Origin of the sequence: Paraburkholderia sp. SECH4, from assembly GCF_030511745.1 — a bacterium.
Lineage (GTDB): Bacteria > Pseudomonadota > Gammaproteobacteria > Burkholderiales > Burkholderiaceae > Paraburkholderia > Paraburkholderia madseniana.
On the sequence record NZ_JALOCP010000061.1, the window covers coordinates 1 to 13,467 of the forward strand.

Consider the following 13,467-nt stretch of genomic DNA (forward strand, 5'->3'; position numbering starts at 1 on the left):
GAGCCAGCGCGCCCTCAAATTTCCGCCGGCTGTGCGTTTTGACACACTCTGGGCCGGTTGCTGCCTTTGCAGCCGGCCATCGAAACGTTTCATGGCGGGTTCGCCTCCGCCCCCAGAATGCTCATTAGCGTCCGCGCGTTGCGCTGCCCCTGGTCCTCGAAGCAGTTGTTGAAGATGACGTGGGTGCGGCCCGCCCGGGTCGCGATTGCGCGGATCGAGGGGGCCAGTCCGGTCAGCTCGTCGTCGCTGTAGTCGTAGTCGAAGCGATCGGCCGCGCTCGCCGCACCCGTTGCGCTCCATGCCTGCGTATTGCGGCCGTGCAGACGCACCATCGCGAGTTGAGGATGGGTTGCTTCCCAGATGGTGTGCACGCGGGTCGTCACATCCGGCGGTGCGTCGACGATCACGTGGACGAGGCTGCGCTCGCGCAGAAAGTTGAGCGTCCATGGCGCGTGCTGATCGTCGAACCAGGACTGATTGCGAAACTCGGCGGCCATCATGTAGCCCGCCATGCGCGCCCGGCATTCTTCCACGAGCGCGAGACCGTCCGGCGCCCGCGTGATCCACGGCGCGAACTGGAACAGCACCGCGCCGAGCCGGCCGGTCACGCGCAACGGCTCCAGTGCTTCCAGATAGCGCCGCCACAGTTCGTCGAGGATCTCGGCGGGTATGTCACGGTAATAAACGTTTTTCTTGCGCGGACCCGTGATGCCTTCCGGCAGCGCCATTGCAATGTCTCTCGGCAGGACGTCGGGCGAAGTCTGATGCCCGGTAAAAAGCCGAAACGCCTTGAAGTTGAACGTGAAGCCTTCCGGCGTGCGTTCGGTCCACAACTGCGCGTTGCTTGCCGACGGCATCGCGTAGTAGGCCGAATCGACTTCGACCAGTGGAAACTGCGATGCGTAAAAGCGCAGCCGGGCTTCAGCGCTGCTGCTGCCGGGCGGGTAAAACCGCTTGCAGGCGATCAGCGTTTTGTCGGTCCAGCCAGCGGTGCCGCAGCGGATGTCCATTGGCGGAGTCGTGTTGGTTGCCGGGTGTAGGCGAGCCTAGGAAGCCGCCTCCGTGTGATCGAGCCACTCCGCGAGTTCACGCCGCAACTGCGAGATATCGAGCGGCTTGCCGAGCTGCCGTGCGCCCGGGATGGTGTCGCCGATCTCGGCGTTCTCTCCATAACCTGACACCAGCAACACGCGGATGTCAGGCTGCCGACTCAGCACCGCGCGCGCCAGGTTGTCGCCGGACATGCCGGGCAAGGTCAGGTCCGTGAATAGGACGTCGAAACGTTGCGCGGGCACGAGCGGCAGCGCTTCTTCGGCGCTCCCGACCGCGGTGCAGTCGAGACCCAGCGCACCGAGCAGATCGCAGAGGGCGTCGCGCGAATCGGCGTCGTCTTCGACCAGCAGCACGCGGGCCGGCGTGCCGGGCGGGTGCGACGACGGACTTGCCAGGCAATCCGCCAGCGAATTCGCCGGGGCGTGCGCGAGCGATTTTTCACCCGAAGGGGCCGGCGCGTGCAGGCTTTCGCGCGGGTTGGACGCTTCGGCTGCACTGGCCGGATCGTAGACCGTGCGCGGTACGCAGGGGGAAATCTGCCCGTCACTCACGCTGGCGCCGCCGGCGCCGCGCAGCACGCTGCGCACCTTGCGCGCGAGGTCGTCGCGCCGGTAAGGCTTGGACAGCAGCGTGATGCCGGCGTCGAGCTTGCCGTGATGGACGATCTCGTCGCGCGTATAGCCCGAGGTGAAGAGCGTCGGCACCGTGGGCGAGCGTGCCGCCGCACGCTGCGCCAGTTCCACGCTTTTCACCTGGCCGGGCATCACGACATCGGTAAACAGCAGATCGATTGGCACGTCGCTGTCGATGAATTCGAGCGCCGCGTCGCCACTCGATGCAGTGAGGACTTTATAGCCGAGTTGCGCGAGCATTTCGACGGCGGTCAGACGCACATCCGCATCGTCTTCGACCACCAGAATCGTTTCGCCGCCGCCCACCGGCGCCGAGGTCTGATCGACGGTTTCGACGGTTTCCGGCTCGCAGCAGCGCGGGAAAAACAGCGAGACGGTCGTGCCGTGCCCCACTTTACTGTCGATCACCGTATGGCCGCCGCTTTGCCTGACGAAGCCGAACACCATGCTTAAGCCCAGGCCGGTGCCGTGGCCGTCGGGCTTGGTCGTGAAGAACGGTTCGAACACGCGCTCCAGGATTTCGGGCTTCATGCCGGTGCCCGTGTCGTTTACTGAGAACACTACGTACTCGCCTGGCGAGAGTTCCGGCTTGCCGCGGCAAAACGCATGGTCCAGCACGCGGTTTGTCGCGCGAACGGTGAGCGTGCCGTCGGCTTGCATCGCGTCGCGTGCATTGATCGCGAGATTGAGCAGGGCGTTTTCGAGTTGATTGCGATCGGCCTGCACATTCCACAGGTCGTCGCTCAACACCGTTTCGATCTTCACGGTCTCGCCGAGCGCTCGGTGCAGCATCTCGCTCATGCCGGCGAGCAGGCGGCACGGATTCAGCACGGTAGGCGAGAGCGGCTGACGGCGCGCGAAGGCGAGCAGATGCGCGGCCAGTTTTGCGCCGCGTTTGACGGCATCCGTTGCGGCGGACAAACGCCGCAGCGTGGTCGGACTCTCGCCGGCGTCGGCCGCGAGCATCTGCAGATTGCCGTTGATCACTTGCAGCACATTGTTGAAGTCGTGCGCGACCCCGCCTGTGAGGCTGCCGATCGCTTCCATCTTCTGGGCCTGGCGCAACTGTTCTTCGGCGAGCGCCCGTGCGGCGACTTCATCGGCGACGCGTTGTTCGAGCGTTTCGGTCAACTGGCGCAGCGATTGTTCGGCGATCTTGCGTTCGTGGATGTCGATCAGCACGCCGGGAAAGCGCGTCGGCTCCCCCTGTTCGTCGAACTCGCACTGGCCGTTTGCCTGCACCCACATGTAATCGCCATCGGGGCGGCGAATCCGGTATTCGGCGCGAAACGGCTGGCCGGTGCGCATCGCTTCGACCGTCAGGCGGTCGTTGAGCGGCTGGTCGTCAGGATGGATCACTTGTGTCGCGGCATTGCGTTCAAGCCCTTTCGCGGCCTCTTCCAACGGAAACGAAAAGGTGCGCGCGAAACGTTCGTCACCGGTGAGGGTGCCGGTGCGCGCATCGAGCACCCATGTACCGAGCACCGCGCCGGTATTGAGCGCGAGTTGCAGCCGTTCGTTGGTTTCGCGCAGTTCAGCCTCGGCATGTTGCCGCCAGCGTTCGGTCAGGACGCGCGTGGTGGTTTCGACGACCATCGCGAGGACGCCCGCGGGTGCGCCGCTGTCGTCGGCGACCGGGCTGTAGTAGAGGTCCATCCAGACGTCTTCGGGCTTGCCGTCGCGCAGCAGGACCAGTTCCTTGTCGCGATACGACAGGGTGCCGCCGGCAAGACATGTCGTCATCACATGACGGTTGAAATCGGCGACCTCCGGCCAGCCGTGTTCGACTGGACAGCCGAGCAGATACGGATGCCGTCCGCCCGCGAATATCGCGTAGGCGTCGTTGTAGATCATGTAGCCGGGTTTGCCCCATAGAAGTACCAGGGGCACGGGTGAGGCGAGCAGCATCTGGACGGTGGCTGTCAGACTGCGCTGCCAGTTTTCTATCGCGCCGAGGTCGGTGGCGGCCCAGTCGAATTCGCTGATGCGTCGCGCCATTTCCCCGTTCCAGCCGGGGCAGCCATGGTCTTGTGCCGGAAATGGCATAGCTGCGCTCCACAGAGGTCACGTCAATGAGTGTGTCCCCACTCTGCCGGCGCGCCTGGGGCGCGTGAATGTTCAGCAGGAGGCGGGATGAATCTTCTGCCGTGCACAGCGGGCGCGAAGCGGCCACGCGGCAGGAATAATTGTAGGTCACAACGGTTGGGTGGGGACCCTCTCTAGAGGGCTTTGCGGGTTTAGCCGAACCGATGTATGCGGAGGGGTTGGGAACTTTTACCTGGCTTGTGCAGGCGGGGTGTTGAATAGCGGAAAGAAGGGCGGCTTTTTGTCTGTCTTTTGGTTTGCGTTTTTTTAATGGGGGGCCTGTTCTTGAGCTGGTTGCCTGCGCGGCGCTTGTTGTCTGTGTGCCTGGGGTGTTGGCCTTTCCTTGAATTGTTAGTGGTCTATTAGCGTTGCCCCTGTGCGGGGCGGCACCTACTTCTCTTTGCCGGCTGCAAAGAGAAGTAGGCAAGAGAAAGCAGCTCAAACCGCTCATGCTAAGCGGGCACCGTGGTTTTCTGCGGGTAGTGGCGCATCTGGAATCCGTGTTCTCGCACATTCCGCGTTAGTGACAAAGGACTCATCAGCTCCCACTCCGCACTGCGTGCGTCGCGGACGGGTCTGCTAGGGAAACCACCGGCTTCGGTTGAGCGCGGTGGGAGCCATCGGCTTCGCCTCGGCGACGCACCTCTGCATTCACCCGGGAACCCCTACCTCAAATGATTTGTCGGTGCCCCGCAATCACGGTCACGGTCGCGGTCACGGTCACGGCTGCGGCTGCGGCTGCGGCTGCCGCTGCCGCTGCCGCTGCGGTGGTGCAATGACGAGCCACGGTCCGGTGGCGAGACGCAAGCGTCAAAACGTAGCGGGTGGTTTTAAGAAGTACTCTTCGGCGCGCGCAGCGTCGCCGGAAGTATGACGCCCTTGTCACTGACGTATGCAGGTGCACGAACACAGATTCCAGATGCACCACTACCCGCAGCAGACCACGGCGCCCACTTAGCATGAGCGGTTTGAGCTGCTTTCTCTTGCCTACTTCTCTTTGCAGCCGGCAAAGAGAAGTAGGTGCCGCCCCGCACAGGGGCAACGCTAATAGACCACTAACAATTCAAGGAAAGGCCAACACCATAAGAACACTGACAAAAGCGCTACGCAGGCAAAAACCCTAGTTCGACAACGACAAATAAGGCGAACTGACCGGCGTAGGCGGAAACGGCTGCAACCCCGTCTGCTTGCTAAAGCTATACCGCACATAAACGGCTGCGAGCCACTCACGATACTCATAAGCATTGCCGAGCGACGCAGTCGCCCCAAACGCCAACTGCGGAGCCAGTTGATACTCCCCCACAGCGCTAAGCGAATAAGAAACCCCCGTCTTACTCTGCCCAGGATAAACCGCATTGCTATCCACGCCCGTGCCGATGAAATTCGCTTGCTTCGCCGCATTACTCTGGAGCTGAGGATCGATCGGGAAGTAATTCGACTGATCCTGCCGATAATGCTGCACGCCGATCGACCCCTTCATGTCATAAGTAAACAGACCATTGCGCCCAGTCCACTCCACCGGCAAATTCAGGATCATGTACTGCTGCGGACTGAAGTACCCGCCCTGACCATACGTGAAGTACGACAGGTTCCTGTTATAGGTCATCAGCGTCGTGTTCACACCGATAGTCAGCGTCTGATCGGCATCCTTCAACAGACGCGTGTAGATACCGCCGCCGCCTTTGTATGCGTTATTGCTTGCGACGTGATAGCCCATGTAGTGCTGGTACGCGGCGTTCACATACAGGCCGCTGGTGCCGTCATCCCATGCAAGGCTGGCGAGGCCGCCGTTGGAGGTGACGCCGCCCCACTCGAGGCCGGAGCCCGAATCGCGCGCACCAGCATACGACAGCAGGCTGTCCGTCACCGCGCGGCGCGCGACCGCCAGCGAATACGACACTTTGTCCGTAATGGCGCCGTTGTATTGCGCGCCCCCCACAATAGTCTTCTCGGGGAAACCGAGCGGCGTCACGCCAACATCGCCGCTGATGCTGCGGCCTTCGTAACCGAGTGACAAGCCCACGCCACTGGCGGTCTGGCTGCCATAGGTGTTGTTGCCCGCAATCGCCGCATTCGCAGACGTGCTATTGGACAGTCCCGCGCCGAATCGCGCGAGCGTCGACAGATTGCCCGTGGCAGTGCCGGCATCGAGCGTAACCGGCGTCGCCGTCACAACGATGTGGCCGTTGCCGGCCTTGATGCGCCCCTGAATCGGCGCTTCAATATCCGTCAGCGTCGACAGACCGTCCTCGCCCGTGCGGTTGCGGAACACGATCCCGCCCGACACGGTGCTCGCCTGCTCGCGATTGACCTGCGCCAGCTCTTCGGCCACCCCGAGCGTCTGCGTGTTGGCGACATTCGGTTGCGTGTAGTTGCCGCCGTTACCGTTCGCGCCGGGTTGTTGAGGGTAATACGCCTGCGCGTAACCGGTCGGCGGTTGCGGAATATACGGCTGCTGTTGTTGCGCGTAATAACCCGAGCCCTGATTCGGGTACGGCTGATAGGGCTGCTGACCGTAGGCCTGTTGCGGCGGCACCGGCTGGTAAGGCTGCTGCGCGTAACCTTGCTGTGCGTAACCCTGCTGCTGCGGATAAGGCTGCTGGCCGTAATAGGGCTGTTGCTGCTGGGGATAAGCTTGTTGCTGCCCATACGGCGCCTGCGCATAGGCTTGCGCGTTGTGGTTGCTCTTCGACGCGCTTTGCTTCTTGCTGGTCGTGCGTTTCGTGCTCGTGGCCGAGCCTGAGTAACGCGGCTGTTGCATCGAACCGGCATTGGCCTGCGCTTCGCGTGCCGCAGGCGACATCGGCCACGGCGTGGTCGCATAGCCGTCCGGCTGCTGCGGATAGGGCGCCTGCTGCTGATATTGCGCCTGTTGAGGATATCCACCTTGTTGCGGATAGCCGGCTTGCTGCGGATAAGGCGCCTGCTGCGGATACGCCGGGTTGTACTGCTGTTGCGGAGCTTGCTGCATCGGCTGCATCTGCGCCTGGCCTTGACCCGGGTACGGCTGCAACGGCGCGCCCGACTGGCTCGACCCGTTGGTCTCCTGGCCGTAGCCATCCGCGTTGGTGCCGGGACGTGGCGCGTTATAGGGAACGGCGGTGGGCGTGGCGTTGGGCACATACGGCTGTGCAGGCGCCGTATAAGGCGCAACGTACGGCGCGGGCTGCGAGGGCGGCGGATAGTTCGGCACGGTCTGGGACGGCAAGGAGGACTGCGAGTACGGGAGCGATGCACGCGCGGCATTGAAGCCGCCACCTGCGAGCGCGGCGTTGTCGGCGTCGGTCGGCGAGATCGTTGCGGTTTTACCTTCGAAGGGATTGACGCCCGGCAACGGCGTCGCGCCGATCCGGCGCATCGCGACTTCCCAGCCGCGCGGCACGTTGCTTGGCGCATTGGCGCGCGGCGCGTTGGCCATCAGCGGCGTATTGGCCGCGATTAGCGAGCGTTGCAGATAAGTCGACGCGAGCGACAGCTTGCCTTCGGCGCGATACATCCGGCCGACCGTCGCCAGCACGCCGGGGTCGCTCGGCGCCGCTGCAAGAGCCTGGTTGGCGAGCGATTCGGCGTAGCTGAACTGCCTCGCGCCGGCCGCCGCAGAGATCGTCGCTTGCAGCAGGTTCAGGTCGTCGGGCTTGCGTTGCAACGCGACGCGGTAACTGGCGAGCGCATTGCGATCGTCGCCGGCGCTCGAATAGAGGCGGCCGAGGGCGGCTTGCAGATCGGGATTGTCGGGCATCGCCGCCAGCCACGGCGCGATCACGTCGTAGGCGCTGGCGAGATCGCCGCGCTGACGCACCGCGTCGCATTGCTTGATGACGATCCCCAGATTCAGATTGCCAAAATCCGTGCGCTGCTGCGGCGTCAGTTGCATCGATGCGAGCCGCCGCATCACCATACCGAGTTCGGCTTCCTGTTGCGTGGCGGAGAGAATGCCCGCGTATTGCAGCAGCAAATCGGTGTTGCCAGGCGCCGCGTTCATCGCGCTGCGCACGAGGCCCAACGCGCGATTCGGGTCGCCGGCCTGTTGATACGCGGCAGCGATCACGCCGATCAGTTCGGGGTTGTTGCCGGCGACCGGTTCGGCGGTGTGCAACGTCGCCAGCGCTTGTTGCGACTGGCCGTTGCGCGCCATCCGCGTCGCGAGATCGGCCTGCTGATGCACCCACAAGCGATGCTGCAAAGTGGTCATTGCGTCGGTGCGTTGCGCGGCCGGAATCCGTTCGAGTTGCGCGAGACCGGCCGTCCAGTCCTGCGTTTCCGCCGACAGCAACGCGCTCGCGTAGAGCGCGTCGGTCATGTCGGGATGCGCGGCGAGGAGACCGTCCATCATGCTGCGGGCATTCGCAACCGCGCCCTGGCGCACGTAAATACGCGCGAGGTCGAGGCGCAACCAGGGATCGTCAGGATCGTTCAACAGGGCGTCTTCGAACAGGCTGCGCGCGCTGCCGAGATCGCCGCGCGCTTCGGCCGCGCGTGCCTGCGCGGCCTGCGCTTCGCCACGCAGCCGGTTGATGCCGCCGGCCTTCGATTGTTGTTCGCTGTTCAGTTGATTGGCGAATTGCAGCGCTTCGTCGCCACGGCCTTGCGCGGCGAGCGAACCGACGAGGCCGCGAATCGCATCGGGATTGTCGGCCTGGCGGCGCAGTGCCATCCGGTAGGCCTGTTCCGCGCCGACCGGGTCGCCGTTCGAAAGCAGCATCTCGCCGAGCAGCACCTGCGCGGTGACGTCGGACGGATTCAGCGCGATCGCGCGTTCGAACAGCGACTTCGCCTTCGCCAATTCGCCGTTGCTGCGCGCGCCGATGGCGTCGCTGGTATAGGTCCAGTAGGTCGCGCTATCGAGCGCGGTTTTCCAGCGCGCAGGATTGCCGTTGCGCGACGCGCGCTCCAGATAGTTGCGGGCTTCGGCGAATTTTTCCTGCTTCAACGCGGCGATACCCATGCCGCCGAGCGCGTCGGTATCGTTCGGACTATTTGCCAGTACTGACGAAAACTTCGCGCGCGCCGTGCCGAGGTCGCCCCGATCGAGCGCGGCGAAACCGTCGGCGATGGTGCGGCCACGGGCGTCGACGGCGGCATTTTCCTGGGCACGATCGCGGGCCACCTTGTCCTGCTGAACCATCGACTCGAAGCGCGCCTTGACCGCGGCGTCGTCGGTTGCACCTTGCAGATACGCTTCGTACAGTGCGGCGTCCGAGGGCCGTGCGTCGAGCCACAACAGCGCCTGCCGCCAGCTCTTTTTCGCCGACGCGCCGACGGTGCTGTCGCCGGCAAGCTTCTGCAGCCGCGCGATACCGTCGCGGCGCGTCGTATCGCGATACGTCAGATGCTGTGCGTAGGCGAGGGCGTAGCGCGGGTCGTCGGGGTTGTCGCGTGCGAGTTGTTCGAGGCCGCGGCGCGCCTGGTCCCAGCCTTGCGGCGTGGCCGACAGCGCCTGGTAATACTCGAGTTGCAGTGCGGGCGTGGCCGGCTTGCCGTTCAACGCGCGCTGATACTCCTCTACCGCGCTCGCGCTTTGACCGCTTTGCGCGAGCCGCCGCGCGTCGTTGACAGTCTGGTCACGCAGACTCGATTCGCCGAGGCGCCGACCCAGTTCGTCCAGGTTCGGATAGTTCGGCGCGACCGCTTTCAGACGTGCCAGATATTGCTGCGCGCCCGCGCCGTCCTTGCGGTCGGCGAGCACCATGCCCATGCCGTAGAGCGCATCGGGTTGCTTCGGGTCGATGCGCAACACTTTCTGCCACGCCTGCTCGGCCAAGTCACCACGATGATGCGATTGCCAGTACTTGCCCTGATCGATCAGTACGTTCAAGGGATCTTTCGACGTCTGCGCCAATGCGTCAGGCGAAGCCGTCGCTACGCAGCAGACGGCCGTGAGGCTCAGCGCGAACCGCAATGAAAACGCGAGGGCGCTCAATCGCATGCATTTCTCCAACTCGGCACGAGACGGCCGGCTTCGTCGAAACGATAGCGGCCGTCGATGAATCCGGTGCCGAACAAGCCCAGCACACGATCGTAATAAACCGGTTCGCGGCCCGGCACATTGGTGTCGAGCACGGCGAGATGGGTGCGCGCGAGACCGAGGCCGCGCTCGTCGTCGAGCGCCTTGAAGTACGGCGCGAGCGCGCCCCAGTAGCTCAACGGTCCTTCGCCGCTCGCCGTACCCGTGGTCGACGAAACCTTCTCGGGCGGAATGCCGCTTTGCGCAACCTTCGCGCGCATGCCGCCGAGGGCCGCGAGCCAGGGTTTGGCGAGCGGATCGGCGGGCGAGGTGAGTCCGGCCCACAGATAGACACGGATCGCGTCATAGCTGCCGGTGTCGCCTTCTTTCGGATCGACCACGAACTGGCCGTTCTGCCACGCGGCCCAGTCGGGCGCGAAGCCTTGCGGCGCCGTGGTCTTGATCAGCTTGTAGGTGCTGTCGGCGAGCTTGGCCCACGGGCCGTTCGGCATGTCTTTGGCGAGCGCGCGCAGCACCGGCAAGGGCAGGTAGCTCGGATTCAGACGCGTCACGCCACCATTTTTGAAGCCCTGCGGACCGGGCAGCAGCATCGGGCCGACGCCCGGCAGCGTGGTCATTTCCTGGCGCGCGATCTGCGCGGCGAGCGCCTGGCCGAGTTGCGTATAACTCGCCTCATGCCACAGGCGGCCGGCTTGCAGCAGATCGTAGGCGATCCACAGATCGGAGTCGGATGCGGAATTCTGATCGAGCACGCCGAACGAGCCATCCGGCTTCTTGCCCCAGAGCCACGACGGCAGCCGCACGTTTTGCGGATCGAACTGATTACCCGCGAGATTGGTGCGAGTCCAGTTCAGGAGCCGGTCGAAGGTCGCGCGGTCGTTCGCGACCAGCGCGAAGAACAGGCCGTACGACTGGCCCTCGGAGGTGGTCTTCAGTTGCGGCGAGGAGTAGTCGATCACGCGGCCATCGGCCTGCACGAAGTGTTCGACGAAGATGCGGTACGCCGGCCAGTCGGTGTTACACGGGCCCGTCTGGCCGGGCGTCGAAGTGGTCTGGGCCACCTTCGTGATATTGGCAAAACACGTGGCCGCCGCAAGGACAAGGCCGAAGCCAAGCCCGAGCGTCAGCGCCACACGTGTCTTATTGTTTCGAACCCGCATACCAGTCCTATCAGTCCTTTAGGCGGCGCGCGGCGATCGAGCGCAGCGTCCGGTAGAAGAGACCCGCGATGATCAGCGCGGCGAGCACGCCACCCAGCATCAGCAACAGCGGATGCGACGACAGCGCCCAGCGCAGATACTCCTGCGGCGACAAATGGCCGACATAGTACGCTTCGCCGTTCGACGTGATCGTGACGGTGCGGCCATGGATCACGGCCATCGCGCCTTGAATCTCCTGAAGCACGTCGGCGTCGAGCAGGGCGGCGGACAGATCGGCGTCCGACTGGCCGGCCGCGCTCACCAGCGCGACGGCGCTGCGGTTCTTCTGCAGCGGCGATTCGAAACCGGTCAGGAGCGCATCGCCGTTCGAACTCACGAGCGTCAGATCGGCGCGTGCCGGCGAGCGTTCGACACCGCGTTCGCCATGCCACCAGTCCTCGAGTTTGAAGGCCACGTCCGAGAGCGAGAAGGTGCGCGAATCGCCGTCGCTGGAGAACGGCATCGACTTGGCCCAACGCTGCAGCAGCGGTTGCTTGCCCGGCGCGCCGAAAATCAGCAGGTCCTTGCTGGCGTACTTGTCGACGTCGTCGGCCGTGCCGACGGTGACGCCGTTCACCGGATAACCCGTCGATGCCCCCATGCGGCCCATGGTCAGCAGAAACAGGCTGTAGTCGCTCGAATCGGCCTCGTTCGGCAGGACCACGGCGGTCTCGGAGAGATCGGCCATTCGTGTGAACGGGAAGCCGCTATTGGCAAAGGCCGCGAGGTCGGGCAGCGCCATGTAATGCGGGAACGACGAGAGGTCGATGGTCGAGTTCGGATCGATGGCGCCGACCACGTTTTCCAGCAGACGGCCGTGGCATTCGCCGGTGTTCGGAATGTCGTAGAAGAAATGCAGGCGCACCTGGGCGCGCGGCGTTAGCAGCAGCGGTGGAATATGCACAGTGCGACGCGCTTCGGCGGTCTTGTCCGGCAACACGCGCTCGAAGTAATGGCCCAACTCGAACACCGAGGCCGACTCGGCCGGAATCGGCAGGGCCTGCACGAAGCCGTCATTGACGCTGACGTTCAGCGACGAACGGTCGCGCAGCGGACGCACCGTATAGCGGTAGCGCAGATCGATCGGCGCGCCCAGGGTGTGCCACATGAACAGATCGGGCGGCACGCGCAGATTGACGCGCACGGCGTCGGCGTCATAGCCGGACACCGTCAGGTCGCGCGGGTCGGCGAGTTCGCCGAAACGCACCGGACGGTTAGTCGGCAGCCAGTTTGGTGCGTCGTACGGCGCACGCGCCATGAGTTCGTTCAATTGCATGATCGTCGCGCTCGGGCCGGTGAGCGTGTTCTGGCCGATACCGAGCGCTTTGGCGGCGGTTTTCAGTTCGGCCTCGGTCCGACCGAGCACGAGCAGCAGCTTGCCGCGCGCCGGCGCTTCGCGATCCACCACCGCGATCGTCGGGCCGGAAATCGCCGGAATCGTCACGCCGGCCGGGCGCTGGTCGTCGGTCGCGAACACCACGGCGTTACCCGACAGCGGCGCGTTATCGAGTTGCGCCGGAAACACCGCGCCGCGATAGCCGGCGAGCGCGCCGAACCAGGATGCGACGATGCCGCCCGCTTCGAGCGTCGCGGCGCCGGGTTTTTGCGGGAACACGAACGGCAGCTCGAGACGGCGCACGTCGCGGCGGTCGAAGAACGGCTGCGGCAGGGCGGCGAGATCCGGCTTGCTGGCGAGCGACGCGTAGGTCAGATCGAGCGAACTCGCATTGCTGACGGTGGCCCACAGCGACGAATTCGCCGGGTCCTCGCAACTGGTCGTGTAATGACCGATCAACTGCACGTTCAGGTGGTTGAATTCGGTGATGAAACGCGGATCGATCGAGACGTCGCGCGCCACCAGCATGCCGGCCTGTTCGTGCGGCACCGGCAGCGTCGCGGCGACTTCGCCGTTCACCAGCACTTTTAGCTGGGAAATATTCGCGAGCAGCGCGGGCGAGTAGCTGTAGACCAGATGCAGGATCGCGCCGGTCACCACTTCGTCGCCGCGCACGGAGAACGCGACGCCGTTCTGGCCGTCGGTGCCGCGCAGTTGCAGCGGATCGTGCGCGCCGAGGTCGGCGAACGTGAGCGTTTGACGGCGGCCGCCCGGCACCAGCGTGCCCGGTTCGGCGGTGGTCGGCGTTTTGATCCCCAAGGCCTTCACCGACGACGCGGCGAGCGCCGGCGTGGGCGTGGCCAGTTGCGCTTGCGCGATCGTGTTGGGATCGTAGAGGACGGCCGCGCTCGGCGCGGGCACACTGCCCACGCCGGTGGCGACGCGCGCAGCCGGCGCGCCAGGGGCCGCTGCCGCTGGCGACGTTTGCGACGCACTCGCGCCGCTCATGGCCGCCGCGGCCACTTCAGCCGCCGAAGCCAGCGGCGCCGCCAACGCGGTTTGCAACGCGAGCCAGCAGGCAAGCCCGCGCATCAGTCGTTGCGAGCGGGGGCGTCCAGACAGACGCGCCTCCGTTTCCATTCCATTGCGCTCGTGATTCGAGCGTTCGACGTGTCCCTTCGCCATCCTGTTGCCCAT

Annotated in this window: 5 protein-coding genes; all 5 read right to left on the reverse strand. The window is 64.7% G+C overall.

Annotated elements, in window-relative coordinates:
- Positions 1-89 precede the first annotated feature (89 nt).
- Positions 90-1,010: a DUF72 domain-containing protein gene (locus M0D67_RS39465; protein ID WP_171929568.1), complete on the reverse strand. Its 921-nt coding sequence runs from the start codon at positions 1,008-1,010 to the stop codon at positions 90-92.
- Between the two features lie 36 nt (positions 1,011-1,046).
- The gene (locus tag M0D67_RS39470; RefSeq protein WP_171929567.1) at positions 1,047-3,731 is read right to left on the reverse strand and encodes a response regulator; all 2,685 of its coding nucleotides are present in this window, start codon (positions 3,729-3,731) and stop codon (positions 1,047-1,049) included.
- A gap of 1,159 nt (positions 3,732-4,890) precedes the next feature.
- Entirely contained in the window at positions 4,891-9,696 is a 4,806-nt protein-coding gene (locus tag M0D67_RS39475; RefSeq protein WP_171926622.1) for a cellulose synthase subunit BcsC-related outer membrane protein, read from the reverse strand.
- Positions 9,687-10,895 (reverse strand): cellulose synthase complex periplasmic endoglucanase BcsZ, encoded by a 1,209-nt coding sequence (gene bcsZ, locus M0D67_RS39480; protein ID WP_171926623.1) that lies wholly within the window; start codon positions 10,893-10,895, stop codon positions 9,687-9,689. Before bcsZ ends, M0D67_RS39475 begins: the two co-directional genes overlap by 10 nt.
- Before the next feature lie 10 nt (positions 10,896-10,905).
- Positions 10,906-13,467, reverse strand: coding sequence for a cellulose biosynthesis cyclic di-GMP-binding regulatory protein BcsB (bcsB, locus tag M0D67_RS39485; protein WP_266242904.1), 2,562 nt, complete (start codon positions 13,465-13,467; stop codon positions 10,906-10,908).

Bases quoted from the DNA above. Each gene is read 5' to 3' on its own strand.
- M0D67_RS39465 (WP_171929568.1), bottom strand. From the start codon at position 1,010: ATGGACATCCGCTGCGGCACCGCTGGCTGGACCGACAAAACGCTGATC.
- M0D67_RS39470 (WP_171929567.1), bottom strand. From the start codon at position 3,731: ATGCCATTTCCGGCACAAGACCATGGCTGCCCCGGCTGGAACGGGGAA.
- M0D67_RS39475 (WP_171926622.1), bottom strand. From the start codon at position 9,696: ATGCGATTGAGCGCCCTCGCGTTTTCATTGCGGTTCGCGCTGAGCCTC.
- bcsZ (WP_171926623.1), bottom strand. From the start codon at position 10,895: ATGCGGGTTCGAAACAATAAGACACGTGTGGCGCTGACGCTCGGGCTT.
- bcsB (WP_266242904.1), bottom strand. From the start codon at position 13,467: ATGGGCAACAGGATGGCGAAGGGACACGTCGAACGCTCGAATCACGAG.